This window comes from Pseudomonas sp. S4_EA_1b, assembly GCF_016307435.1.
Lineage (GTDB): Bacteria > Pseudomonadota > Gammaproteobacteria > Pseudomonadales > Pseudomonadaceae > Aquipseudomonas > Aquipseudomonas rhodesiae.
The window spans coordinates 1-26,288 of sequence record NZ_JAEILC010000091.1; the positions used below are offsets into that span (position 1 = coordinate 1).

The window sequence follows — 26,288 nt, forward strand, 5'->3', positions numbered from 1 at the left end:
CTCCTTCTGGGCTTCGATGAGCTGAAGCGATCCGCTGTCGAATCTTGCGTAACTCTTTGTTTACCAAGGAGTTTTCCGTTTCGACTGCGCCGGAAGTGGGGCGAATTATAGACTTCTGGAATCTGCCGTCAAGCGTTAATTACACCTTTTCCGCAGAAGATGGTTTTTTCGCCATAAGTCGGGGGATACGGCGCATTAATGGGGGTACCCGCAACGCCAAAAGCAGCGCCCCTATAAAGGCGTAGACTGCCCACTCCTTCAGATCTGCCCTCACGATCCACAACATATGCAATAAACCAAGACCAAGAATCACATACACAAAGCGATGCAGCTTCTTCCAACGAGTACCCAGCCGACGCTGGCTATAGCGATTCGAAGTCACGGCCAAGGCTAACAAGCCCAGGAACCCCAATGCTCCGACGATAATGTAAGGTCGCTTGCGCAACTCCACTCCCAGTTGTGACCAGTCCAATCCTAAGACAAAGACACAATAAGCAGCCAAATGCAGCACCACATAAGCAAAGCACCACAACCCCAACTGCCGACGCACCGCTATCCACCCCGACCACCCAGTGAGCTTCTGCATCGGCGTCATTGCCAGAGTGATCAGCAACAGGACCAACGTGCCCAACCCCAAGCGATCAACCAACACCTTGCCCGGATCAGGCCCCAGCGCAAAACTCCATGCTTGATACAACCACCACAACGGCCATATCGCTACGGCGATAAAAACGCCGACACGCCAGATAGGATGACGCATCAATAGTTCTTCCGCAGGTCAAGGCCCGTATAAAGAGAAGCCACCTCTTCCGAGTATCCATTGAACATCTGCGTTTCACGCACGTTAGGACTGAAAAGGCCACTTGGCAGCCGACGCTCCCGCGCCTGAGTCCAACGAGGGTGATCGACAGTGGGGTTCACATTTGCATAAAACCCATACTCATCCGCAGCGATGCTTTGCCATGTGGTTTTCGGTTGCTCACTGACCAGGCTGATACGCACAATCGACTTCACACTCTTAAAGCCATACTTCCACGGCACAACCAAACGTAACGGCGCGCCATTCTGGTTAGGCAGCTCCCGCCCATACATGCCCACGGCAAGAATCGCCAAAGGGTTCATCGCCTCATCCAAACGCAAGCCTTCCACATAAGGCCAATCGATCAGAGCGAAGCTAGAACGCTGACCCGGCATGCTTTTTGGGTCCTGCAAAGTCTCGAAACGGATGTACTTGGCCTTGGACGTCGGTTCGACCTGCTTAAGCAAAGCGGCAATCGGAAACCCTATCCATGGAATAACCATCGACCACGCCTCGACGCAGCGTAAACGGTAGATTCGTTCTTCCAATTGATAAGGTTTCATGAAGTCTTCAAGGGCATAACGCCCAGGTTTCGCCACCTCACCATCGATCACAACACTCCAGGGCTCAGTCTTGAGCGAACCGGCATTTTTTGCCGGATCGCCCTTGTCGGTACCGAACTCATAGAAGTTGTTGTAGTGGGTTGCGTCCTTGAATGGAGTAACTGCCTCATCTTTGACCGTTACCGCTTGCCACTTTGTAGCAGGCAGCTTTTCGGTAAACCACCCAGGCGCCCTACCCGGTTCGACGTCGGCATAACGCGCAGCATCCTCCGCACTCGCCCAACGTGGAAGACTGGTGGCGGCAATGCCGGCAAGTGCACCACCGAGCAGGCTGCGACGAGAGAGGTAAAAAGATTCAGGCGTGACGTCCGACTCATGGGAATCGGACGCTTTAGGCAATTTGATTAACATGGCAACTCCGCAGCATTGGAGGACTGATGCACCAATAGACTGTGGAGTATGGGGGAAATTACATTAAGGCAACGTTTTGTCCCGACGCAGACGCAGCAAATACTGAATCGGGCCCGACGCGGCATAAACCAGGAATGCCAGCAGCAGAATCCGCGGCGGATCGCTGAACACCACGGCGAACACCAGCACCACGACAAGGATCGCCACGAAAGGCACACGCCCCTTGAGGTCCAGCTCCTTGAAGCTGTTGTATTTGATGTTGCTGACCATCAACATCCCGGCAGCTGCCACCATCAAGGCCACCAGGAACGACATTTTCGACCCCTGGATACCGTAATCACTGAACGCCCAGACAATACCCGCCACCACTCCCGCAGCAGCCGGACTGGCCAAGCCGATAAAGTAACGCTTGTCCGCGGTACCCACTTGGGTATTAAAGCGCGCCAGACGCAACGCGGCACCCGCGACATAGATAAAGGCAACCATCCAGCCAACCTTGCCCATATCACCCAGCGCCCAAGCAAACGCCAGTAATGCAGGGGCGACCCCGAATGCCACCATGTCCGACAGCGAGTCGTATTCGGCACCAAATGCACTTTGCGTATTGGTCATCCGCGCTACACGACCATCCAGACCATCAAGCACCATGGCCACAAAAATCGCGATAGCAGCAAAACCGAAATATTTGCTGGCACTCGCCGCGTCGCCCGCCGCCAGTGCACTTTGGGCGCTCATGGAGTTGATGATCGAGTAGAAGCCGGCGAACAGGTTCGCGGTGGTAAACAAGTTAGGCAGAAGATAGATGCCACGATGCCGGACCTTGCGGCCTTCCGCGTCATGCCCTTCTTCGACATGCTCATCAATCGGCAGCATGCTTTCGGCGTCGGAAGCCTGGTTTGGCTCTTCGGGACGTTCGCTCATGGACTTTACCTTGCAACAGTTTGAAAAATTCGACAAAGACTTGCGGCGAGTGTTCGCCAGCAAACGATGCAGCTTTATACCAGAACCGGCCAGCCAAACGAAAAAACGCGGCCTAGGCCGCGTTTTTCTTTGATGCGTACGACTTAGTTTTTGGCTTTGTCGACGATCTTGTTGGCACCGATCCACGGCATCATGGAGCGCAGTTGCTCGCCGATGACTTCGATACCGTGAGCAGCGTTGTTGCGACGCTTAGCGGTCATCGAAGGGTAGCCGGTAGCGCCTTCGCTGATGAACATTTTGGCGTACTCGCCGTCCTGAATGCGTTTCAGGGCGTTGCGCATGGCCTGACGGGACTCGGCGTTGATTACTTCCGGACCAGTCACATACTCGCCGTACTCGGCGTTGTTGGAGATCGAGTAGTTCATGTTGGCGATCCCGCCCTCGTACATGAGGTCAACGATCAGCTTCAGTTCGTGCAGGCATTCGAAGTAGGCCATTTCCGGCGCATAGCCAGCTTCAACCAGGGTTTCGAAACCAGCTTTTACCAGTTCAACGGTACCGCCGCACAGAACGGCTTGTTCGCCGAACAGGTCGGTTTCAGTTTCGTCTTTAAAGGTGGTTTCGATGATGCCGGTACGACCGCCACCCACGCCAGCAGCGTAGGACAGCGCAACGTTCTTGGCGTTGCCCGATGCGTCTTGGTAGATCGCGATCAGGTCAGGAATACCGCCGCCTTTGACGAACTCGGAGCGTACGGTGTGGCCCGGCGCTTTCGGCGCGATCATGATCACGTCCAGGTCGGCGCGTGGCACAACCTGGTTGTAGTGAATTGCGAAGCCGTGGGAGAAGGCCAGGGTGGCGCCTTTTTTGATGTTCGGCTCGATTTCGTTCTTGTACAGCGAGGACTGGAACTCGTCCGGGGTCAGGATCATGACCAGGTCGGCAGCAGCAACCGCGGAAGCAACGTCAGTCACTTTCAGGCCATGAGCTTCAGCCTTGGCTACGGTGGCCGAGCCTTTGCGCAAACCAACAGTCACGTCAACGCCAGAGTCTTTCAGGTTGCAGGCTTGCGCGTGACCTTGGGAGCCGTAGCCGATGATGGCGACTTTCTTGCCCTGGATGATCGACAGGTCACAATCTTTATCGTAATAAACTTTCATGAGGTTCCTCTATATATCCAGGCCTTAAGGCCATTCGCTAATTTGGGTTAGATGCTGAGTACTTTGTCGCCACGGGCAATCCCGGTGACACCACTGCGTACGGTTTCCAGAATCGAGGCTGTCCCGATCGACTGGATGAAGCTGTCCAGTTTGTCGCTGGTACCAGTCAGTTGAACGGTATAAACGCTGGCGCTCACATCGACGATCTGCCCGCGATAGATGTCGGTAGTCCGCTTGATCTCGGCACGTTGGGCGCCCGTGGCCTTGACTTTAACCAGCATCAGCTCGCGCTCGATGTGAGCGCTTTCCGACAGGTCGACCAGCTTGACCACTTCGATCAGCTTGTTGAGGTTCTTGGTGATCTGCTCGATCACCTCATCGTGGCCTACGGTTGTCAATGTCAGACGCGACAGAGTCGGGTCTTCGGTCGGCGCCACTGTCAGGCTTTCGATGTTGTAGTTGCGTTGCGAAAACAGGCCGACAACACGAGACAGAGCGCCGGGTTCGTTCTCAAGAAGCAGGGAGATGATATGCCGCATGATTACGTACGCTCCGTCTTGTTCAGCCACATGTCGCGCATAGAGCCGTCTTTGATCTGCATCGGGTAGACGTGCTCGCTGGTATCCACCTGAATATCGATGAACACCAGACGATCCTTCATGGCGAACGCCTCTTCCATCTTCGGCTTCAGATCTTTCGGATCAGTGATGCGAATGCCAACGTGGCCATACGCTTCTACCAACTTGATGAAATCTGGCAGCGACTCCATATAGGAATGGGAGTGACGGCTGTTGTAACTCATGTCCTGCCATTGACGCACCATGCCCAGCACGCCGTTGTTCAAGCAGACGATCTTGACCGGCAAACCGTACTGCAGGCACGTCGACAGTTCCTGGATGTTCATCTGGATGCTGCCTTCACCGGTGACGCACGCAACATCGGCGTCTGGGAAACTCAGCTTCACCCCCATGGCGGCGGGAAAACCAAAGCCCATGGTGCCCAGGCCGCCGGAGTTGATCCAGCGGTTCGGCTTGTCGAACTTGTAGTACTGCGCGGCGAACATCTGGTGCTGGCCCACGTCGGAGGTCACAAAGGCGTCGCCCTTGGTCACTTCGCACAGGGTTTCGATCACGGTTTGTGGCTTGATGATGCTGCCGTCACCCTTGTCGTAAGGGAACAGGCCGCGATCACCGCGCCACTCATCGATCTGCTTCCACCAACTGGCCACCGACTCCTTGTTAGGCGTCTCGCCGATATCCTTAAGCGCGGCGACCATTTCGGTCAGCACGCTCTCTACAGGACCCACGATCGGCACGTCGGCCTTGATGGTCTTGGAGATGGACGCCGGATCGATGTCGATATGGATTATCTTGGCATTTGGGCAAAACTTGCTCGCGCCGTTGATAACCCGATCATCGAAACGTGCGCCAACCGCCAGAATGACATCCGCGTGGTGCATGGTGAGGTTAGCGGTGTAGCTGCCGTGCATACCGAGCATGCCGACGAACTGACGGTCCGTACCCGGAAACGCACCGAGCCCCATCAGTGTGTTGGTCACCGGCAAGTTGAGCAGCTTGGCCAGTTCGGTCAGCGGTGCGGAACCGCCGCCCAGGATCACACCACCGCCCGAGTACAGCACTGGGCGCTTGGCCGCCAGCAACATCTCTGCGGCCTTGCGGATTTGCCCTGAGTGCCCACGGACCGCCGGGCTGTAGGAACGCAGCTTGGCTTTCTTGGGGAAGACGTATTCGAATTTTTCCGCCGGGTTGGTCATGTCTTTCGGAACATCGACAACGACAGGGCCCGGACGACCGGACTGTGCGAGGTAGAAGGCCTTTTTCATGACTTCCGGGATTTCCGACGGATGCTTGATCATGAAGCTGTGTTTCACGATCGGCCGGGAAATACCGATCATGTCGGTTTCCTGGAACGCATCGGTTCCCACCATGGTGCTGGGCACCTGGCCGGAAATGATCACCATCGGGATGGAGTCCATATAGGCCGTCGCAATGCCGGTAATAGCATTGGTTGCGCCTGGGCCGGAAGTTACCAGCACTACACCGGCTTTACCGGTGGCGCGGGCATAACCGTCAGCCATATGGGTCGCGGCTTGTTCGTGGCGAACCAGGATGTGGGTAACAGCCGGTTCCTTGAACAGCGCGTCGTAAACATGCAGAAGAGCACCACCTGGGTACCCGTAGATATAGTCGACGCCTTCGTCACGCAAAAAGCGGACGAGCATCTCACCACCAGATAAAAGCTCCACGTTGTTCACCTCTAAAACGCCAGAATACCGTCCGTTAAAAACCGACGGGTCTTAATAGGTTTACTTCTCAACAGAGCATGAGCGACGGTGGTCGCCGACTACGTCAGCACTGACTGAGCAAGTATTGGGATCGTCCCAAGTGTTGCGGGCTTTTCCCACCCAGCGCGAGGTAACGCGTTGCGGGTGTAACAGGTCGGCGCGGATGTGCGCCTCATGATCTGCTGAGCGGGCCTGCTTCTGGCAGTCCCGATACAGCGGACTTTGGATTCTTCTGTTTCAGGCCCTTCAAGTCAAGCAATAATTGCGCTTTTTTCCAACTAAGCGCATGAGAACGTAGAAGAAAGGGCCGTGAGGAGGGATAAAACTCGCCTGAATGTCGTCAAGCGGTAGAAATATGCGCAAGACTGCCGAAAAAGCCGGCAGTCAGGCAATTAACGAGCGTCGACGATCAATTGATCGAACTTTTTCAGCGCGTTGCGCAATCCGAGGCTTTCCTGAGGCCGGTCTACATAGACCATCTCGGCCATTTCTAGAATCCCCGACGCGCGTGGCAAAGGCAGATCCTGTTCAAGGATGTGCTTCATGCGCGCCAGGAAGATCCATTGCAGCCACTGGTGGAAATCCAGCGTATCCACCGAAAACGGCTCAACACTGCTGAGTGCTTCAGAGCTGGGGGGAACCTCTTCCCACCAGCCTTGCACGCGCAGCTCACGCTCAATCAGCAATAACTGTTCGGCAATCGCAGGAAAACGCCCATCCATCAGAGGTTGACCTTGGCTTTCTGGCGGGCCTGGGCGGCGCCGGCGGCATCGCCCTGCGCGGCGCGCGCGTCGCCGATCAATGCCCAAAGGCTGGCTTGCAGGTCTGGGCGACCATTGGCCAGGCTCAAACCCCGACGCGCGAATTGTTCGGCCTGCGGCGCGTCGCCCTGAGCCATGCGCACCTGCGCCAGGCGATACAGAACCTGAGGTTCTCGGGGTGCGACACGTTGCGCGCGTTCAAGGCTTGAGGAAGCGCCGTTCAAGTCGCCACCCGCCTGTTGCTGCTGAGCAGTGGTCAACAAAGCCAGCACCGGCCCGTCCAGTTGCTCGTCAGCCGACAAGCCGCCTGCATTGGAAGACGACGGAATGCCGCTCGGCGAGGACGGCATGTTATAGGTGCCTTGATTGACCGGCGCCGTCTGAATCGGCGTGGCGTCGATCGGGCCGGAAGTGCTTGGCCCTGGTGTCCACGGCTCGGCACTGATCGGCGCCGAAGTCGCGGCACCGCCGCCGGGCACCATCACCACCACGCCCGAGTCCTGCGGCACCGCTTGAGCTGCGGCCTGGACGGGACGCTTGGTCACGGTTTGGCGGAAGCCGCCATTGGCCGAGATCCGGTCGCTATTGGAAACGGCCGTGCTCGAGTCCACCACTGGAATGGAACCGCGTTGCACGCTGGAGCAACCGCCGAGCAAAGCCAGCGCTGTAATAGCTGGAAACCACCACTTGTTCACTTGAAACCCTCTTTGCTTAGTTCATCCAGCCCTTGACCCAGTCCATCACCGATTCTGCGTCAGCAGGGGCACCGCCACCGCACGCAGCACCGGGTGGTGGTTCGCTGCCGCGAATATACGGCATCTGCACCGCGCCCGGGCAGTTGGCATCAGAGCCCTGACCGGTGTGCGGATCGATCCAGGCCTGCACGATGTTATCCGGCTGCGGCATGTTCAACGGGAGCGGGTCAGCCTTGCGCATAAAACTGGTCCAGACCTGCAACGCGCCTGTCGCACCGGTGAACGGTGTCTTGCCATTATCGTCGCGCCCCAGCCATACAACGGCCAATACATCCTGACCAAAACCGGCGAACCAACTGTCCCGCGAATCGTTACTGGTGCCGGTCTTGCCCGCCAGCGTCAGATTGGACGGCAGCACCTTATAGACCGAACTGCCAGTACCTTCGCGCATTACGCGCTGCATGGCGTTCTGGATCAGGTAGATGGAACCCGCGTCGAAACGCTGCTGAATCTGGAAAGGATAGCGCTTGAGCGGCTCCCCTTCGGCGGTCAATACACTGCGGATGCCCCGCATCGGCGTATTGAAGCCACCGTTGGCCAGGGTCTGATACATCGTTGCCACTTCCATCGGCGTCATCGCGCCAGCGCCCAGCAGAATGGATGGAAACGCTGGGAATTCACGAGTAATGCCCAGTCGCGCCAATGTCTTGAGCACATTCGGCACCCCCACTTCCAGACCGAGGCGAGAGGTGGAAATGTTGTAGGAATGCGCCAAGCCCTGGTACAGGAATACCGTGCCATGGGAGCGGCGATCAAAGTTCTGCGGGGTCCACACCTGACCATCCCCGCCCTTGACCGACAGCGGATCGTCCGAGAGCCAACTGGTGAGCGTGTATTTGCTCGGCTTTTCCAGTGCGGTCAGGTACACCGCCGGTTTAACCAGCGAGCCGATCGGGCGCACAGCATCCAAGGCGCGGTTGAACCCGGCAAAGCTGGCCTGACGACTGCCGATCATGGCCTGCACTTCACCCGTTTCAGGGTTAGTCACCACCATTGCTGCTTCCACTTCGTCGGAACCTTTGCGCCCGGTCAGACGCTTGAAGGTGTCGTTGACCGACGCTTCAGCCTTCATCTGCAGGATCGGGTCAAAACTGGTGAAGATTCGCAGCCCCTCCTCGGTCAAGTCTTCGTCGCGATAGTCTTCACGCAACTGGCGTTTGACCAGATCGATAAAGCCTGGGAATGAGCTGTCCGCCAACTTGCCGCGGGAGGTCACGCCCAATGGCATTTTCTTGGCCGCGGCAACCTGCTCGGCGGTAGCAACGCCCTGCTGCTCCAGCACGTCCAGCACCAGGTTGCGGCGCTCCAGCGCACGCTCCGGATTACGACGCGGATTGTAATAGGAAGGCCCTTTGACCATGCCGACGAGCAGCGCTACCTGGTGCAGCTTCAATTCGGACAGCGGCTGGCCGAAGAAGAACTGACTGGCCAAGCCGAAACCGTGCACTGCGCGCTGACCATCCTGGCCGACGAACACCTCATTAAGGTATGCCTCAAGGATTTCCTGCTTGCTGTAGTGCAGCTCAAGCAACATAGCCATCATGGCTTCGGTGAGCTTGCGGGTCAGGCTGCGCTCGTTGGTCAGGTAGAAGTTCTTAACCAATTGTTGCGTCAGCGTACTGCCGCCCTGGGTCATTTTGCCGCCGGAGGTGTTCACCCAGATCGCGCGGGCAATCGACTTGGGCGAGACGCCCCAGTGGCTGTAGAAATCGCGATCCTCTACTGCAACCAAGGTTTCCAGCAGGTAAGGCGGCACCTGATCCAGCTTGATCAGGATGCGATCTTCAAGGTTTTTAGGGTAAATACCGCCGATCATCAGCGGTTCCAAACGAACCACAGGCAGTTTGGAACCATTGAGCGACGACAGTTCGGCCACATAATCGCCGGAGAAACGCACGCGTACGGGCTGAGGCTTTTCCAGGCCTTCATAGAATTGGAAGCCACGAGTGTTCAAGTCAACCGTATTACCGCTGACGGCGGCGGCACCCGGGCCATTGCTGACCGGCTCACGGCGATAACCGAGCGCGTCGAGCTCGGTGAGGAAGTCATCCTTGCTCAGCTTCTGGCCAGTGAACAGCTCCAGCGGGCGGGCGTAGACCTTGGCCGGGATAGTCCAACGTTTACCAGAGAACTTCTCTTGGACCACAGCGTCGAGGTACACCGCAAAGCCGGCGAGCACTACAAGACCGACAAGGCCGAGCTTGAGCGCCCAGCCCAACCAGGGGCGCAGGCTGCGGGAAGGTGTTTTTTTACGGGAGCGGGGAGATCGGGTTCGAGTCATGGCGGCGGATTATACGCATTTTATCGATGATCAACATGAGCCGGACAGCGGTTTGCACGACCGCCTACAGCGGCCATAATGCCCGACATGATTTCCCCAAGACTCTGAAGGATCGCCCGTGAGCCAGTCCCTGATCGCAGCCCTGCAAGACCCGGCGTTGTACCCCCATCCGGTAGAAGCGTTCCAAGTCATCGAAACCCATATCTCCTGGGTCATTTTGACCGGCCCCTTTGCTTATAAATTGAAGAAACCGATGAACTTCGGCTTTCTGGACTTCACCGCCCTGGAAGATCGCGGGCATTTCTGCAATGAGGAACTGCGCCTCAACCAACGCCTGACCCAGGATTTGTACCTGGAAGTACTGCCGATCACCGGCACCGCCGAATCGCCACAACTGGGCGGTGACGGCCCTGTGATCGAATACGCGCTGAAGATGCGTCAGTTTCCCCAAAGCCAACTGCTCAGCACCTTGCAGGCCAATGGCGAACTGACCGCTGCGCACATCGATGAAATGGCCCGGCAGATCGCGCACTTTCACCTCAGCGCCCCTCATGTACCGCAAGCTCACCCCGCCGGGACCCCGGACGAGGTGATGGCGCCGGTGCGACAGAACTTCGAGCAGATCCGCCCGTTCCTCAGCGACAAGGCCGACCTGGCTCAACTCGACGCCTTGCAAGCCTGGGCCGAAAGCAGCTTCGAACGCCTCAAGCCGCTAATCGCGCAGCGCAAGCTCGATGGGTTCACCCGCGAGTGCCACGGTGACATCCACCTGGGCAACGCAACCCTGATCGATGGGCAAGTGGTGATCTTCGACTGCATTGAGTTCAACGAACCGTTTCGCTTCACCGACGTTTACGCCGACACCGGTTTCCTGGCCATGGACCTGGAAGACCGCGGCCTCAAGTCCCTGGCTCGCCGCTTCATCAGTCAGTATCTGGAACTGACCGGCGACTACCAGGGCCTTGAGTTGCTGAATTTCTACAAAGCCTACCGTGCCCTGGTCCGCGCCAAAGTCGCGCTGTTCAGCATGCCGAGCGAAGCCAGCCCGGTGCAACGGGCCACCACCCTGCGCCAATATCGCAACTACGCCAATCTGGCGGAAAGCTACAGCACCATTCCATCGCGCTTTCTGGCGATCACCCACGGCGTCTCGGCCGTCGGCAAAAGCCACGTCGCCATGCGCCTGGTAGAAGCCTTGGGTGCTGTGCGTCTGCGCTCGGATGTAGAACGCAAACGCCTGTTCGGTGAACAGCAGGTGGAAAACACACCTCAGGCCGGCATCTATGCCGCCGACGCCAGCATCAAGACCTACGCACGCCTGAATGAAATCGCCAACATCGTGCTGCGCGCCGGTTTCCCGGTGGTGCTGGACGCGACGTTCCTCAAACGTGAACAACGCGATGCTGCCGCCAAGGTCGCCGAAGCCACTGGTGCGCCGTTTCTGATTCTGGATTGCAATGCGCCACAAGCGGTCATCGCCAGTTGGTTGGCGCAACGCCAGGCGGAACAAAACGACCCGTCCGACGCGACCTTGGCAGTTATCGAGGAACAGCAGGCTCATCGCGATCCCCTCACGCCGGAAGAGTTATTGCAGAGCAAGCGGGTGGAAACCAATCAAAGCGGAACCCTGGATGCACTGGTCGCGCAAATTCGTCAGCGTCTGCCAGGCTTGTAAGAAAAATTTATTGGTCGCGTCGTCTACTTAAACGCGCGACCGCACAATAGTGGCACTATAATGGCGTCATAAGTCCAACAGGAGTCGTTTTCATGAGTAAGCCTAAGCTTCTTGATACACCGCTCTACGCGCTCCTGCACAAAGACGATATTCGCGGCTTCAACCAAGAGCGCCCTACCGAAGGTGTCATCGATATGCGCGGAGGCGATTTCCGCGGTTTGGACCTGCGCGACCTGAACGCCGCCGGCGTGGACTTCACCGACGGGTATTTCCGCTCTGCCGACCTGCGCGGTCTGGATTTGCGCGGCTGTTCGCTGGAAGGCGCCAGCCTTGCCCATGCGCAGATTTCCGGCACGTACTTCCCGCCTGAACTGACCGCCGATGAGATCCTGATGTCGGTCAACTTCGGCACTCGCCTGCGTTACCGCACCAAGTGAACCTCAAGGTCCAGGCCCCGGTTATGCGCCAGCGTAACCTGGGCCTTGGGACTGCGCGCGTCAAAGTTACAGCGTCAGGCTTATAAGCTTTTGAGCCGTATCAGAGCAAAGAACTGCACTTTTCCTACTGAACGCTACACTCCTTTTCAGGCCTGTCTGGTCACGATACCCACCGCACCGTTCGGCCGTCGCAAGGAGGCTTGATGAACGATGAGCTGCAACACCTGAAAAACCTCGGCAAGACCTCAGCGCAGTGGCTGCATGCAGTGGGCATCCACAGTGCATCCGACCTGCGCCGCCTGGGGGCGGTCGATGCCTATCGAGCAGTAAGGACTCGCGGATTTCGGGCATCGAAAGTGTTGCTGTATGCGATCGAAGGGGCTTTGCTGGATGTGCACTGGAACGATATTCCTGCCGAACGCAAGGAAGCCTTGAATCGCCAGCTGGAGGCCGTGTCGTCTCGCCCTAAGAGTTGAGCCTGGCTAGATCTCGCCACTCGGCGTTTCGAACGAGCGTTTGAGAAAACTTCAGGAAGCCGCACAAACTACGGTTGACTCTCAAATGAGAATCGTTATGATTATCACAGCTGGTCGCGAGATCAGCCGATAACTGAAAGGCCCTTGGTTCGGACTCTCAGATTATCTCCTCATCAGGCTAATCACGGTTATTTGACCCGGCTTTTGCCGGGTCTTTTTTTGCCTGATAGAAATCCTATTCAGCGCGCGATGACCAATGGATGCCCACGCTCCGGATGCGGCTGCACCAACACTTCAAGGCCGAATACTGCCTTGACGATCTCAGGCTGCAGCACCTGGATCGGCGTGCCCAAGGCGTAGGGACGCCCTTGCTCTAGTAGCAGCATCCTGTCGCAGTAGCGCGCCGCCAGGTTCAGGTCATGCAGGATCACCAGCACCGCCGCTCCGCGGTCAGCAAAGGCACGTATTGCCTGCAGGATGGTGTGTTGGTGCAAGGGGTCGAGCATCGATGTGGGCTCATCCAGCAGCAATGTCTGCCCCGCCTCACCCGGCCACAATTGCGCCAATACCCGTGCCAGGTGCACGCGCTGGCGCTCACCGCCCGATAAGGCCAGATAGTTGCGACCGCTCAGGTGCCCGACATCCGCCGCCTGCAACGCCGCAGCGATGAACTGCTCATCACGGGTTTTGCCGGTCTGATGGGGCAGTCGCCCCATCCCCACCACCTCTTCGACACGGAAAGCAAAATCCAGGGTGGAGGTTTGCGGCAACACTGCCAGGCGCTGAGCACGCTGTGCCCCGCTCCATGCGCTCAAAGCCTGCTGATCCAGCCAGACATTGCCCTGATCTTCTTGCAACTCACCGCTCAAGGTACTCAACAGTGTGCTTTTGCCGGCGCCATTGGGCCCCAGCACGCCGAGCACCTCACCTGGCAGCAGATCGAGGGTTATGTCCGCCAATACGATTTTGCTATCACGACGGACCTGCACCCCTTCCACCCGCAACATCAGGCGCGTCCTCGTAATAACAAGTACAGAAAAAACGGCGCGCCGATAAATGCAGTCACAATGCCGATCGGTAATTCGGCAGGCGCCAGGGCAAGCCGTGCGATCAGGTCGGCGCACAGCAACAAACTCGCGCCCGCCAACACCGACGCAGGCAATAGCACGCGATGATCAGGCCCAGCGAGCAATCGCACCAAGTGCGGCACCACCAAGCCGACAAATCCGATCATCCCCGCCGCAGCCACCGCCGCCCCTACACCCAGGGCGGTGCAAAACACCAGTTCACGTTTAAGCCCTTCGACATCAACGCCCAGGTGGCTCGCTTCAGACTCGCCAAGCAGCAACGCATTCAACGCCTTCGCCCGCCGCGGCAACCACAGCGCCACCCCCGCAGTTACCAGCAACAACGGCCATAGCCTTGAATAGCTGGCACCGTTGAGGCTACCCAGGTTCCAGAACGTGAGTGTGCGCAACGTGGCGTCATCTGCCAGATAGGTAAACAAACCGACTGCCGAACCGGAGAGAGCCGTTAGCGCAATGCCCGCGAGCAGCATCGTGGCCACATGGGTCTGACCATCACGCCTCCCCAGGCGATAAACCAACGCAGTCACCCCCAGCCCACCGGCAAACGCGCACAACGACAGCACATAGGGCCCGAACACATCCGGTAAACCGCCTAGGAACGCAGAGCCGACAATCGCCACCGCCGCCCCCAAGGCCGCACCGCTGGACACCCCAACCAATCCCGGGTCCGCCAACGGGTTACGAAACAGCCCCTGCATCGCCACCCCCGACAACGCCAACACGCCGCCGACCGCCAGGCCCAGCAAGGTGCGCGGCAGCCGGATCTGCCCCAGGATCAGCTCAGCCTGCTCCAGGCCGTGGGCATCGATGGGTAGGCCCATCAAGCGCAAAGCTGCACGAAGCGTATCCCCCAGCGGCAGGCTGACGGGCCCTAAAGCCAATGACAGCCAGGTGGCCAACCCGCATAAGAGCGTCAAGCCGATAAACAACGTTCGTGGTTTTACCAGTGTGGTCATGGTGTAGCTTCAGACGAAGTCGGATAGAACCCGGCCGATAATACTTCCAGACTTTGCGGCAGACGCGGCCCCAATCCGCCAACCAGCAGAGTGGGGTCCACTTCAAGCACCCGGCCCTGTTTGGCCGCTGGCGTCGACGCCAAAATCGGGTTTTCCTTGAACAGCGCCGCACGCGCCGCCGCCCCTGTCAATGCGCGATCCGCAAACACCAGCACCTGCGGACTCAGCCCCGCCAGCGACTCTGCCGAAAAGGGTTTATACCCCGTGTGCGTAGCTAGGTTGTGGCCACCCGCCTGGCGCAGCATCCAGTCCGCTGCCGTGTCCTGGCCAGCAACGAGCGGCTTGCCACCGGCATTGCCAACAAGCAGCAACACACCCGGCGCCTGCCGAGTCGCCTGGATCTTCACGAGGCGGTTTTTCTGCCGTTGCAGCGCCTGCTCATAATCGCCGAACAGTGCGCGCGCCTCAGCCGCCTTACCGAGTAATGTCCCCAGGTGCTCAAGGTTGCTTTTCAGCGCCTGTAAATCTGGCTGTGCGGAAAACATCTCCACTTGCACACCCGCGCTGCGGATCTGCGCCAGCACTGGCGGCGGCCCCATTTCTTCGGTGCCCGCCAGTACCTGCGGACGCAAGCTGAGAATGCCCTCGGCCGACAATTGACGCTGATAGCCAATACTCGGCAACGTTTTAAGTGTCGCAGGATGCTGGCTGGTGGTGTCCACACCCACCAGTTTTGGCTCGCCCCCCAAGGCCACGACCCACTCCGACAGCGCGCCACCGGCACTCACCCAGCGTTGTGGTAGTTCAGAGGCCATTGCCCCGTGATTGATGAGCAAACCAACAACAAGCGCAATAGCGCTGGTACTCAGGCGCATAACAGGGTTTCCTTCCAGGGGCTGGGTCTCAGAACGCTTTTCGAGGAGACAGGATTGGCCCTGCCAGGCATCGAACGTAGCGCCCCGTCAGCCGACGAGCGAAGCCCGCATTTGATAATTGTTTGCATTTGAACGTCAAGGTACTTAAGGATTGAAATGAAGTTTCTCTGCTCCTCCGCCGCACTGGCACCCAATACCAGCCTCGGCTTTGATATCGACGGGTGCAAGTTATTGGCTGTACGCCGCGATGGCATTGCCTACTTCTATATCAACCGTTGCCCCCACCGCGGTGTTGCACTGGAGTGGCAACCCGGCCAATTCCTCGACGACAGCGCCAGCCTGATCCAGTGCGCGACACACGGCGCCTTGTTCCTGATTGAAACCGGCGAGTGCATCGCCGGACCCTGTGCCGGTAAAAGTCTGGTCGCCCTGCCCGGCCGCGAAGACGCACAGGGCCTGTGGGTGGACCTCTAGTCGAGCAGCACGTCCAAGCGGCGATCCACGCAAATCTCTTCGGCCGTAACACGCACGCCATAGGCCAGCACCTCCACCCCCGCCGCCTTGGCCTCGCGCAGCGCCGCGCCATAGGCCGCATCGATTTCCACGGCCGGGCGCACCGCATCGATCCCCGAAAGATTGACGCAGTACAACTGCACCGCCCGCACGCCATCCCGCGCCAGATAGGCCAACTCCCGCAGATGCTTGGCTCCGCGCTGGGTTACCGCATCGGGAAAGGCCGCCACTCTGGAATCATCGAAACCTAAGGTGACACTTTTAACTTCAACGTAGGCCGCGCCATGGGGATAGTCCAAACGGAAGTCGATACGGCTTTTCTCTTGGCCATAGGGGACTTCGCGCTTCAACGCGGTAAAGCCATCCAACTCGGCGATCACCCCAGCGCGTAGCGCCTCCTCAACCAATTGATTGGCGCGCGCCGTATTCACGCAGGCCAGCCGGCCCTGGGGCGTTTCGGCGATTTCCCAGGTGCCGGGCAACTTGCGCTTGGGGTCATCGGAGCGGCTGAACCAGACCTGCCCGCCTTCGACCATGCAATTGAGCATGGAACCGGTGTTCGGGCAGTGAATCGTGAGTAACTCGCCGGTAACGGTTTCGATATCGGTGAGAAAACGCTTGTAACGGCGAATCAAGCGGCCTTCTTCAAGGGGAGGATAAAAACGCATTAGCCTTGCCAACTCCGTAGACCACGGGCGATGCGCTCCACCGCCTCCTGCAGGCGTTCGATGTTCTGCGTATAGGCAAAGCGCACATGATGGCCGGCCTGATAGCGGCCGAAATCCAGACCGGGCGTGAATGCAACGTGCTCGGTTTCCAGGAAATGACGACAAAATGCGAAGGCATCGCCGCCAAACGCGCGAATATCGGCGTATAGATAGAAGGCCCCTTCCGGCTCGACCTCAATGCCAAAGCCCAGCTCCCGTAGCGCCGGCAGCAGGAAATCGCGACGGCGACCGAACTCGGCGCGGCGTTCTTCCAGAATGCTCAATGTTTGCGGGGTAAAACACGCCAGCGCGGCATGCTGAGCCATGCTCGGCGCGCTGATGTAGAGGTTTTGTGCTAGCTTCTCCAGCTCACCCACCGCTGCGGGCGGCGCCACCAGCCAGCCTAGGCGCCAGCCGGTCATTCCGAAATACTTCGAAAAACTATTCAAGACGAAGGCGTCATCATCGACTTCCAGCACACTGGCGGCGTCGGTGCCGTAGGTGAGGCCGTGATAAATCTCATCCACCACCAGATGGCCATCGCGCGCCTTGATTGCACTCGACAGCTCGGCCAGTTCGTCACGGGTGAGAATCGTGCCGGTCGGGTTCGCCGGCGATGCCACCAGGGCGCCCACACTGTCCTGGTTCCAATGCTTGTCCACCAAGTCGGCCGTCAGTTGATAGCGCACGTCCGGCCCTACCGGCACCAGTTGCGCGGCGCCCTCGACCAAGCGCAGAAAATGCCGGTTACATGGGTAACCTGGGTCTGCCAGCAGCCAGTGCTTGCCCGGGTCAACCAGCAAACTGCTGGCCAGCAGCAACGCACCGGAACCGCCTGGCGTGATCAGGATGCGTTCCGGATCGACATTCAAGCCGTAGCGTTGCTGATAAAACCCACTGATGGCTTCGCGCAGCTCCGGCAGGCCACGGGCGGCGGTGTAGCGGGTTTTGCCATTGGCCAGCGCGGCCTGGCCGGCCTGGATAATCGGCGCGGCCGTGGTGAAATCCGGCTCGCCGATTTCCAGGTGGATCACATCATGGCCGGCCGCTTGCAGCTCATTGGCACGCGCCAGTAACGCCATGACATGAAAAGGTTCGATGGCGCGACTGCGCGCACTGTAGGGCTGGGCCATTAGCCTTCCTTAACGGTGAGGACAAAATCAGGATTCTACCGAACCCTCGCGGTAAAACATGCTCTATTGCCTGCTCGGTCGTTCGTGATGAACCCGGCACGCGCCAGCAAAACGACTAAAATCAACATTCGAGGCGATCCATACCCAGCCACAGCGGGCTGCTGCAGTTTGCAACCCCTGAGCGAAGGGCTTCGACAACCGGGAGTGGCGCACCCTGAATCTATCTGGTAAGTTCGCCCGCTTGCAGCCGCAGGGCCGGCAGGTGTCGGTGACGTTGCAATCCTGCGCAATGGATTAGAAGAGTGAGAGGCGGTCTATTCATGTCCACCCAAGCAAAGCAACAGCAGCAGAGCCTCAGCGGCTTCACACCTTACGTCGAAACGAAGGGTGAGGAGTACATGGGCAAGCCCATGCGCCAGCACTTCACCAAGATCCTGCAAAAGTGGAAGCAGGACTTGATGCAGGAAGTCGACCGCACGGTTGACCATATGAAGGACGAAGCCGCCAACTTCCCGGACCCGGCCGACCGTGCCAGCCAGGAAGAAGAGTTCGCCCTCGAACTGCGCGCTCGTGATCGCGAACGCAAGCTGATCAAGAAAATCGACAAGACGCTGCAACTGATCGAAGACGAAGAATACGGCTGGTGCGAATCCTGCGGCGTCGAGATCGGCATCCGTCGCCTGGAAGCCCGCCCAACCGCGGACCTGTGCGTAGACTGCAAGACCTTGGCCGAAATCAAGGAAAAACAGGTCGGCAAATAATCCTGCCGGGCTGATCGAATGGGGCGTGCGAACGCTCCATTTTTGTTTCTGGCGTTTGCCGATTTTCCAGTAGTATCCGGCCCATGACAGCCTCTACCTATATCGGGCGTTTCGCCCCCACGCCCAGCGGCCATTTGCATTTCGGCTCCCTGGTCGCCGCCCTCGCCTCCTACCTCGACGCCCGCGCCAATCAAGGCCTCTGGCTGATGCGCATGGAAGATCTGGATCCCCCCCGCGAAGAGCCCGGCGCCCAGGCGGCGATTCTTCATGCCTTGGAGAGCTATGGATTTGAGTGGGACGGTGAACTCGTCCGACAAAGCGAACGGCATGATGCCTACGCCAAAGTACTGAACGACCTGTTCAACCACGGCCTGGCCTACGCCTGCACCTGCTCACGCAAACAGCTGGAGCCTTACAACGGCATCTACCCGGGCCTTTGTCGTAACGCCGGTCATGACCCGCACGACGCAGCCATCCGTTTGCGTGTTCCTGAGCTGGAATACCACTTTACCGACCGAGCACAGGGCCATTTCCGACAGCACTTGGGCCGTGAGGTCGGCGATTTTGTTATCCGTCGGCGCGACGGCCTCTACGCCTACCAGTTGGCCGTGGTGTTGGACGATGCCTGGCAAGGCGTAACCGACATCGTGCGCGGCGCCGACCTTTTGGACTCCACGCCACGCCAGCTGTACCTGCAAGAACTGCTGGGCTTGCGCCAACCGCGCTATTTGCATGTACCGTTGATCGTTCAGCCGGACGGCCACAAATTGGGCAAGTCCTATCGCTCACCGCCGTTGACACCCGACCAAGCCACGCCTTTGCTGTTAAGAGCCTTGCGTGCCCTTGGCCAACAAACGGGCAGCGAACTGCTCTACGCCAGCGCGCGCGAGCTGCTCGATTGGGGCGTCCGGCATTGGGATGCCAACCGCATCCCGCGCGCGCTCACGTTGGCAGAAGCGCAATTGAGCTGAAGGCGCTTGCAGCTTGCCAGCCATCCGTTACCATCGCGGCAGTTTTTAACTCAGAGGCCAACATGTACATCTATCGATTGGTCCTGCTGTTGGTCGTCGGGATCTACCTGTTTTCCCCCGCCATCATGGATTGGTGGATCGACGCCACCGGCGCCTGGTATCGCCCGTATCTGCTGTGGCTGATCCTGATCGTCGTGACCTTCATCCTGCAGAGCCAAAAAGATGCCGATGAGCTTTAGCCTCACTCAGATGCTGCTGATCAGCGCCGCCTACCTGGCCGCGCTGTTCGGCGTCGCCTGGATCAGTGAGCGCGGGATGATCCCGCGGGCGATCATTCGCCATCCGTTGACCTACACCTTGTCCCTTGGGGTCTACGCAAGCGCCTGGGCGTTCTATGGCACGGTGGGCCTGGCGTATCAGTATGGCTACGGGTTTCTGTCCAGCTACCTCGGCGTATCCGGAGCATTCCTACTGGCGCCGGTGCTGCTGTACCCCATATTAAAAATCACCCGGACTTACCAGCTGTCGTCCCTGGCCGACCTGTTTGCGTTTCGCTTCCGCAGCACCTGGGCCGGTGCGCTAACCACTGTGTTCATGTTGATCGGCGTGTTGCCCTTGCTGGCCTTGCAGATCCAAGCGGTGGCCGACTCCATCAGCATCCTTACCCATGAGCCGGTGCAGCATCGCGTGGCCCTGGCCTTTTGCGCGCTGATCACGCTGTTCACGATTTTCTTCGGTTCACGCCACATCGCCACCCGCGAAAAGCACCAGGGGCTGGTATTCGCGATAGCCTTCGAATCGGTGATCAAGCTGATCGCCATCGGCGGCGTCGGCCTCTATGCGCTCTACGGCGTGTTCGATGGCCCACAACAGTTGGAGCTTTGGCTGCTGCAGAACCAGACTGCCCTCGCTGCCCTGCACACACCTTTGCAGGAAGGCCCGTGGCGCACATTGCTGCTGGTGTTCTTCGCGTCGGCAATCGTGATGCCGCACATGTATCACATGACGTTCACCGAGAACCTCAACCCCCGCGCGCTGGTGAGTGCAAGCTGGGGCCTGCCGCTGTTCCTGCTGTTGATGAGCCTCGCCGTACCGCTGATCCTCTGGGCAGGTCTAAAACTGGGCGCTACGACCAACCCGGAATACTTCACCCTCGGCATTGGCATGGCCGCCAATAGCCCGGCCCTTGCATTGCTGGCCTATGTCGGCGGTCTGTCGGCGGCCAGTGGCCTGATTATCGTCACCACCCTGGCGCTGTCGGGCATGGCGCTCAACCACTTGGTGTTGCCGCTGTACCAGCCACCGGCGGAAGGCAATATCTACCGTTGGCTGAAATGGACACGCCGTGCGCTGATCGTCGCCATCATCATGGCCGGCTACGGCTTCTACCTGATGCTCGGCGCTGGGCAAGACCTGGCCAACCTCGGCATCGTGGCGTTTGTGGCCACCTTGCAGTTCTTGCCGGGGGTGCTGTCGGTGCTGTACTGGCCGACCGCCAACCGTCGTGGTTTTATCGCGGGGCTGCTCGCGGGGATTCTGGTGTGGGTCGTGACCATGCTGCTGCCACTGGTCGGCAACCTCCAAGGCTTCTACATCCCGTTGCTGAATATGATTTACGTATTGGACGACACCAGTTGGCACATGGCCGCGATTGCCTCCCTGGCCGCCAACGTTTTGATGTTTACCCTGATCTCGCTGTTCACCAACGCCAGCCCCGAGGAAACCAGCGCCGCCGAAGCCTGCGCAGTGGACAACGTGCGCCGCCCGCAACGCCGCGAACTGCACGCAGCCTCGCCCCAGGAGTTCGCCACGCAACTGGCCAAACCCCTGGGCGCCAAGGCCGCACAAAAGGAAGTCGAGCAAGCGCTGCGCGATCTTTATTTGCCCTTTGACGAGCGCCGCCCGTATGCGTTGCGCCGCCTGCGCGACCGTATCGAAGCCAACCTGTCCGGCCTGATGGGCCCCAGCGTTTCCCAAGACATGGTCGAAACCTTTCTGCCCTACAAGGCCGGCGGCGAGAACTACGTGACCGAAGATATTCACTTTATCGAGAGCCGCCTGGAGGACTACCACTCGCGCCTCACCGGCCTGGCCGCCGAACTCGATGCGTTACGCCGTTACCACCGCCAGACCCTGCAGGAGTTGCCCATGGGCGTGTGCTCCCTGGCCAAGGATCAAGAGATTCTGATGTGGAACAAGGCCATGGAAGAGCTGACCGGTATCGCCGCGCAGCGCGTAGTGGGCTCGCGCCTCACGACCTTGGGCGAACCGTGGAAAGAGTTGCTGCAGGGTTTTATCAACCTGCCTGATGAGCACTTGCACAAACAGCACCTGGCCCTCGATGGCCAGACCCGCTGGCTCAACCTGCACAAAGCCGCCATCGACGAGCCCCTGGCCCCCGGCAACAGCGGTTTGGTGTTACTCGTGGAAGATTTGACCGAAACCCAGATGCTCGAAGACAAACTGGTGCATTCCGAGCGCCTGGCCAGCATTGGTCGCCTGGCTGCGGGTGTGGCCCACGAGATCGGCAACCCGATCACCGGCATTGCCTGCCTGGCGCAGAACCTGCGCGAAGAACGGGAAGAAGACGGTGAAATCACTGAAATCAGCGGGCAGATCCTTGAACAGACCAAGCGCGTATCGCGCATCGTGCAGTCCTTGATGAGTTTTGCCCATTCCGGCGCTCATCAGAATCAGGACGAGGCGGTGTGCTTGGCTGAGGTCGCGCAGGATGCCATCGGGCTGCTGGCCTTGAACCGACGCAATTTCGAAGTACAGTTCTTCAACCTGTGCGATCCCGATCATTGGGTCGACGGCGACTCGCAACGCCTGGCCCAAGTCCTGATCAACCTGTTGTCCAACGCTCGCGACGCCTCGCCACCCCACAGTGCGGTACGCGTCAAGAGCGAGGCTTTCGAGCATACGATCGACCTGATCGTGGAAGACGAAGGCAGCGGCATTCCACAGAACATCATGGACCGTTTGTTCGAACCCTTCTTCACTACCAAGGACCCAGGTGAAGGCACCGGTCTGGGCCTTGCACTGGTCTATTCCATCGTTGAAGAGCATTATGGACAAATCACCATCGACAGCCCGGCTGACACCGAAAGCCAACGCGGCACCCGTATTCGGGTGACTTTACCGCGTCATGTCGAAGCGACGTCCGCTGTGAACTGAGACCGTCGAGAGAATTGAATCAATGCCGCACATTTTGATCGTCGAAGACGAAACCATTATCCGCTCTGCCTTGCGTCGCCTGCTTGAACGCAATCAGTATCAAGTCAGCGAAGCCGGCTCGGTGCAGGAAGCCCAGGAGCGCTTCAGCATTCCCACGTTCGACTTGATCGTCAGCGACCTGCGCCTGCCCGGGGCGCCCGGCACTGAGTTGATCAAACTCGGCCAAGGCACCCCGGTGCTGATCATGACCAGCTACGCCAGCCTGCGCTCAGCAGTGGACTCCATGAAGATGGGCGCGGTGGACTACATCGCCAAGCCTTTCGACCATGACGAAATGCTCCAGGCAGTGGCCCGCATCCTGCGCGACCGCCAGTCGGCCAGCAGCGCTCCCGCCGAGCAGCGCCCCGCCAGCAAGGCTGCCAACGGCTCAGAAAAGCCTGGCGTCGACAACAGCAACGGCGAGATCGGCATCATCGGCTCCTGCCCACCGATGCAGGACCTTTACGGCAAGATCCGCAAAGTCGCCCCCACCGACTCCAATGTACTGATCCAGGGTGAATCCGGGACCGGTAAGGAACTGGTGGCCCGCGCCCTGCACAACCTCTCCAAGCGCGCCAAGGCTCCGATGATTTCGGTGAACTGCGCGGCGATCCCAGAATCGCTGATTGAATCCGAACTGTTCGGCCACGAGAAAGGCGCCTTTACCGGCGCCAGCGCTGGACGTGCGGGGCTGGTGGAAGCGGCGGACGGCGGCACGCTGTTCCTCGACGAAATCGGCGAGCTGCCGCTGGAAGCACAGGCGCGGCTGCTGCGAGTACTGCAGGAAGGCGAGATTCGCCGTGTAGGCTCGGTGCAATCGCAAAAGGTGGATGTGCGCCTGATCGCGGCGACCCACCGCGATCTCAAGAGCCTGGCCAAGATCGGCCAGTTCCGTGAAGACTTGTACTATCGCTTGCATGTGATCGCTCTCAAGCTGCCTGCCTTGCGCGAGCGTGGTGCAGACGTCAACGAGATCGCCAATGCCTTCCTGCAGCGCCAGAGCGCGCGCATCAACCGTACCGACCTGAAGTTTGCCCCGGATGCCGAACAGGCCATTCGGCATTACTCATGGCCAGGTAACGTGCGCGAGCTGGAGAACGCCGTGGAACGCGCGGTGATTCTGTCGGAAAGCCCGGAAATTTCCGCTGAGCTGCTGGGCATTGACATCGAACTCAGCGACCTGGAAGACGACGAGTTCATCGGCTTGGCGCCGCAACAGGGCGCGGCCAGTAACACCAGCCATGAGCCGACGGAAGATCTGTCGCTGGAAGATTACTTCCAGCATTTCGTCCTGGAGCATCAGGACCACATGACCGAGACCGAGCTGGCGCGCAAATTAGGCGTGAGCCGCAAGTGCCTGTGGGAACGCCGTCAGCGCTTGGGCATTCCTCGGCGTAAGACCGGCGTGGCCAGCGAGAGCTGAGGGCGCGCCCACCGGTAACACCGGCAAATGTGAAAAAACTGTTACCGCGGACAACCCGCGTAACAAAAGCCGGGGCTTACGGTAACGAAGCCCCGGCTTTTTTTGGCCTGTCAAAAAACCGAAACCTCCTCAACCCCCCGGTTTTGCTGGACGACACAAAAGTTGGCACGCACCCTGCTATATGCTTAGTACAAAAACAATAACAAGCTTTGTACAAGACAATAAAAATAAGACGAATCGACTCACGCATAACAAAAACAACACGGCGGAGGCGCAGCTAACTGATTCTTTTGGAGAGGCGTTGCATTTGGGGCTTGCCCCGCAACCAGGCCGAGAACAACAAAAACTGCCCTAAGGCAGAGCCTGAACTGGTTGGATCGTAGATCAGCAACACAGCGACCAAAGCAATCCGTTTGCTCTTGACTCCCGATTGGGAGTGTCATGAAGGTGAAGCTTCATGGCGAGGGCGATCAACAAAAACAAGAAGCCCGAAATCAATAATAAAAATAGAGCACGCAACTACTTCTGGGGGAGCTTCGGCTCCCCTTGTAGTTTCCGCGATTTGACCTTCCAAAGCTTATGGCGCAATGCCTGCAGCTTGTTCCTACACCATCCCCTGACTAAATGCTAGAATCCCGGCCCATCATGCGGTCATTCTTCGTTTTGGCCGAACATTCCTTCAAACAGTGCATCCCATGCTGAAGAAGCTGTTCCAGTCATTCCGTTCTCCCTTGCGTCGTACGCAACACAAACGCAGCACGCCTGAAGTGCTCAATAGCAGCCAGCATTCGCTGCAACGTGCTCAGTTCAGCCGTTATGCGGTGAATATCGTCGAACGGTTGCAGAACGCCGGCTACCAGGCCTACCTGGTGGGTGGTTGCGTACGCGACATGCTGCTCAACATCACGCCCAAGGACTTCGACGTCGCCACCAGCGCCACGCCCGAACAAGTGCGCGCCGAGTTTCGCAATGCGCGGATCATCGGTCGCCGGTTCAAACTGGTGCATATCCACTTTGGCCGAGAAATCATCGAAGTCGCCACATTCCGCGCCGGGCATCCGCAAAACGATGAAGAGGAAGACACCAACCAGTCTTCCCGAAACGAGAGCGGGCGTATCCTGCGTGACAACGTGTACGGCACCCTGGAAGAAGACGCGCAACGCCGCGATTTCACCATCAACGCCTTGTATTACGACCCGGTCAGCGAGCGCATCCTCGATTACGCCAACGGCGTGCACGATATTCGCAACAACCTGATCCGCCTGATCGGCGACCCGACCCAGCGCTACCAAGAAGACCCGGTACGCATGCTGCGGGCCGTGCGGTTCGCCGCCAAGCTGAACTTCGGGATCGAGAAACACACCGCCGCCCCCATTCGCGACCTGGCGCCGATGCTGCGGGAAATCCCCTCGGCGCGCCTGTTCGAAGAAGTGCTCAAGCTGTTCCTCTCGGGTTACGCGGCCGATACCTTCGAAATGCTCGTCGACCTGCAGTTGTTCGATCCGCTGTTCCCGGCCAGTGCCGAGGCGCTGGAATACAACCCCACCTACACCCACACGCTGATCAGCGAAGCGCTGATCAATACCGACCTGCGCATCAAGCAGAACAAGCCGGTGACACCAGCCTTCCTGTTTGCTGCGCTGTTGTGGCCAGCCCTGCCAAAACGTGTGCTGCGCTTGCAGGAACGGGGCATGCCGCCGATTCCGGCCATGCAGGAAGCCGCTCACGAGTTGATCGCTGAGCAGTGCCAGCGCATTGCAATTCCGAAACGTTTCACCCTGCCGATCCGCGAGATCTGGGACATGCAGGAACGCCTGCCACGCCGCAGCGGCAAACGCGCCGATCTGTTGCTGGACAACCCGCGCTTCCGCGCCGGCTACGATTTCTTGCTATTGCGCGAAAGCGCCGGCGAACAGACCGACGGCCTGGGCGAATGGTGGACCGACTACCAGGATGCCAATGACAGCGAACGCCGCGAGATGATCCGTGAGCTGGGCAGCAAAGGCGATGGTGCTGGCGAAGGGCCGAAAAAGCGTCGTCGCAGCGGTGCCAAGCGCAAACGTAGCGCCGCCGATGCATCGGGCACCGCAGGCGAGTAACC

General features: G+C 58.9%; 24 protein-coding genes and 1 pseudogene. 11 read left to right on the forward strand and 14 right to left on the reverse strand.

From position 1 onward, the window contains the following. Positions 1–139 precede the first annotated feature (139 nt). The 3 genes from msrQ to pssA all read right to left on the reverse strand — a co-directional run bounded on the left by msrQ (position 140) and on the right by pssA (position 2,694). Positions 140–760, reverse strand: coding sequence for a protein-methionine-sulfoxide reductase heme-binding subunit MsrQ (msrQ, locus tag YA0848_RS25275; protein WP_034100651.1), 621 nt, complete (start codon positions 758–760; stop codon positions 140–142). Beyond that, positions 760–1,773 carry a protein-methionine-sulfoxide reductase catalytic subunit MsrP gene (gene msrP / locus YA0848_RS25280; RefSeq protein WP_034100652.1) on the reverse strand — a complete coding sequence of 338 codons (1,014 nt, stop codon included), beginning with the start codon at positions 1,771–1,773 and terminating at the stop codon, positions 760–762. The genes msrQ and msrP overlap by 1 nt, the downstream gene beginning before the upstream one ends. Before the next feature lie 63 nt (positions 1,774–1,836). Next, on the reverse strand, positions 1,837–2,694 hold the full coding sequence (pssA, locus tag YA0848_RS25285) for a CDP-diacylglycerol--serine O-phosphatidyltransferase (RefSeq protein ID WP_034100654.1): 858 nt from the start codon (positions 2,692–2,694) through the stop codon (positions 1,837–1,839). Between pssA and YA0848_RS36450 the strand changes: the two genes are divergently transcribed. Continuing rightward, positions 2,693–2,827, forward strand: coding sequence for a hypothetical protein (locus YA0848_RS36450; RefSeq protein WP_269837054.1), 135 nt, complete (start codon positions 2,693–2,695; stop codon positions 2,825–2,827). The genes pssA and YA0848_RS36450 overlap by 2 nt on opposite strands. Positions 2,828–2,837: 10 nt before the next feature. Here YA0848_RS36450 and ilvC read toward each other — a convergent pair whose 3' ends face one another. The 6 genes from ilvC to mrcB all read right to left on the reverse strand — a co-directional run bounded on the left by ilvC (position 2,838) and on the right by mrcB (position 9,956). Then, on the reverse strand, positions 2,838–3,854 hold the full coding sequence (ilvC, locus tag YA0848_RS25290; RefSeq protein ID WP_003194132.1) for a ketol-acid reductoisomerase: 1,017 nt from the start codon (positions 3,852–3,854) through the stop codon (positions 2,838–2,840). 47 nt (positions 3,855–3,901) lie between these two features. After that, the gene (gene ilvN / locus YA0848_RS25295) at positions 3,902–4,393 is read right to left on the reverse strand and encodes an acetolactate synthase small subunit (RefSeq protein WP_003176102.1); all 492 of its coding nucleotides are present in this window, start codon (positions 4,391–4,393) and stop codon (positions 3,902–3,904) included. Positions 4,394–4,395: 2 nt separating this feature from the next. After that, positions 4,396–6,120 carry an acetolactate synthase 3 large subunit gene (locus YA0848_RS25300; RefSeq protein ID WP_034100944.1) on the reverse strand — a complete coding sequence of 575 codons (1,725 nt, stop codon included), beginning with the start codon at positions 6,118–6,120 and terminating at the stop codon, positions 4,396–4,398. 431 nt (positions 6,121–6,551) lie between these two features. Further along, positions 6,552–6,881, reverse strand: coding sequence for a YqcC family protein (locus YA0848_RS25305; RefSeq protein ID WP_034100655.1), 330 nt, complete (start codon positions 6,879–6,881; stop codon positions 6,552–6,554). Continuing rightward, entirely contained in the window at positions 6,881–7,615 is a 735-nt protein-coding gene (locus YA0848_RS25310) for a tetratricopeptide repeat protein (RefSeq protein ID WP_034100657.1), read from the reverse strand. The genes YA0848_RS25305 and YA0848_RS25310 overlap by 1 nt, the downstream gene beginning before the upstream one ends. Before the next feature lie 16 nt (positions 7,616–7,631). Further along, on the reverse strand, positions 7,632–9,956 hold the full coding sequence (gene mrcB, locus YA0848_RS25315) for a penicillin-binding protein 1B (RefSeq protein WP_034100658.1): 2,325 nt from the start codon (positions 9,954–9,956) through the stop codon (positions 7,632–7,634). A 118-nt stretch (positions 9,957–10,074) separates the two neighbouring features. Here mrcB and YA0848_RS25320 point away from each other — a divergent pair, with 118 nt between their 5' ends. From YA0848_RS25320 to YA0848_RS25330, 3 genes are all read left to right on the forward strand, one after another. Next, positions 10,075–11,631, forward strand: coding sequence for a bifunctional aminoglycoside phosphotransferase/ATP-binding protein (locus YA0848_RS25320; RefSeq protein WP_169903469.1), 1,557 nt, complete (start codon positions 10,075–10,077; stop codon positions 11,629–11,631). Between the two features lie 92 nt (positions 11,632–11,723). After that, positions 11,724–12,068, forward strand: coding sequence for a pentapeptide repeat-containing protein (locus YA0848_RS25325; RefSeq protein WP_169903470.1), 345 nt, complete (start codon positions 11,724–11,726; stop codon positions 12,066–12,068). A 203-nt stretch (positions 12,069–12,271) separates the two neighbouring features. Continuing rightward, positions 12,272–12,544: a TfoX/Sxy family protein gene (locus YA0848_RS25330; RefSeq protein ID WP_034100663.1), complete on the forward strand. Its 273-nt coding sequence runs from the start codon at positions 12,272–12,274 to the stop codon at positions 12,542–12,544. 239 nt (positions 12,545–12,783) lie between these two features. Here the strand turns inward: YA0848_RS25330 and YA0848_RS25335 are convergent. The 3 genes and pseudogenes from YA0848_RS25335 to YA0848_RS25345 form a co-directional block, all read right to left on the reverse strand. Next, a pseudogene (locus YA0848_RS25335) lies at positions 12,784–13,503 on the reverse strand (heme ABC transporter ATP-binding protein); the annotation flags it as partial. Positions 13,504–13,550: 47 nt separating this feature from the next. Then, positions 13,551–14,588, reverse strand: coding sequence for a FecCD family ABC transporter permease (locus YA0848_RS25340; RefSeq protein WP_034100667.1), 1,038 nt, complete (start codon positions 14,586–14,588; stop codon positions 13,551–13,553). Further along, positions 14,585–15,463 carry a heme/hemin ABC transporter substrate-binding protein gene (locus YA0848_RS25345; protein WP_047882062.1) on the reverse strand — a complete coding sequence of 293 codons (879 nt, stop codon included), beginning with the start codon at positions 15,461–15,463 and terminating at the stop codon, positions 14,585–14,587. Before YA0848_RS25345 ends, YA0848_RS25340 begins: the two co-directional genes overlap by 4 nt. Before the next feature lie 156 nt (positions 15,464–15,619). On the opposite strand from YA0848_RS25345, the gene YA0848_RS25350 reads away from it, so the two are divergent. Continuing rightward, positions 15,620–15,937, forward strand: a complete 318-nt coding sequence (locus YA0848_RS25350; RefSeq protein WP_047882061.1) for a Rieske (2Fe-2S) protein — start codon at positions 15,620–15,622, stop codon at positions 15,935–15,937. Here the strand turns inward: YA0848_RS25350 and sfsA are convergent. Together sfsA and YA0848_RS25360 are read right to left on the reverse strand one after the other, a co-directional pair. After that, complete coding sequence (sfsA, locus tag YA0848_RS25355; protein ID WP_034100672.1) at positions 15,934–16,644, reverse strand: DNA/RNA nuclease SfsA; 711 nt, start codon at positions 16,642–16,644, stop codon at positions 15,934–15,936. The genes YA0848_RS25350 and sfsA overlap by 4 nt on opposite strands. Beyond that, complete coding sequence (locus YA0848_RS25360) at positions 16,644–17,816, reverse strand: pyridoxal phosphate-dependent aminotransferase (protein WP_169903472.1); 1,173 nt, start codon at positions 17,814–17,816, stop codon at positions 16,644–16,646. Before YA0848_RS25360 ends, sfsA begins: the two co-directional genes overlap by 1 nt. A gap of 320 nt (positions 17,817–18,136) precedes the next feature. Here YA0848_RS25360 and dksA point away from each other — a divergent pair, with 320 nt between their 5' ends. The 6 genes from dksA to YA0848_RS25390 all read left to right on the forward strand — a co-directional run bounded on the left by dksA (position 18,137) and on the right by YA0848_RS25390 (position 26,286). Further along, entirely contained in the window at positions 18,137–18,577 is a 441-nt protein-coding gene (dksA, locus tag YA0848_RS25365) for an RNA polymerase-binding protein DksA (RefSeq protein ID WP_034100675.1), read from the forward strand. A gap of 83 nt (positions 18,578–18,660) precedes the next feature. Then, a complete protein-coding gene (gene gluQRS, locus YA0848_RS25370; RefSeq protein ID WP_034100676.1) occupies positions 18,661–19,548 on the forward strand; it encodes a tRNA glutamyl-Q(34) synthetase GluQRS in 888 nt (295 codons plus the stop codon). Between the two features lie 62 nt (positions 19,549–19,610). After that, positions 19,611–19,787, forward strand: a complete 177-nt coding sequence (locus tag YA0848_RS25375; RefSeq protein ID WP_003176118.1) for a hypothetical protein — start codon at positions 19,611–19,613, stop codon at positions 19,785–19,787. After that, positions 19,771–22,725, forward strand: coding sequence for a sensor histidine kinase (locus YA0848_RS25380; protein ID WP_162276695.1), 2,955 nt, complete (start codon positions 19,771–19,773; stop codon positions 22,723–22,725). The genes YA0848_RS25375 and YA0848_RS25380 overlap by 17 nt, the downstream gene beginning before the upstream one ends. 22 nt (positions 22,726–22,747) lie before the next feature. Further along, positions 22,748–24,187: a sigma-54-dependent transcriptional regulator gene (locus YA0848_RS25385; RefSeq protein ID WP_034100681.1), complete on the forward strand. Its 1,440-nt coding sequence runs from the start codon at positions 22,748–22,750 to the stop codon at positions 24,185–24,187. Between the two features lie 695 nt (positions 24,188–24,882). Further along, positions 24,883–26,286, forward strand: coding sequence for a polynucleotide adenylyltransferase PcnB (locus YA0848_RS25390; protein WP_034100683.1), 1,404 nt, complete (start codon positions 24,883–24,885; stop codon positions 26,284–26,286). Positions 26,287–26,288 lie beyond the last annotated feature (2 nt).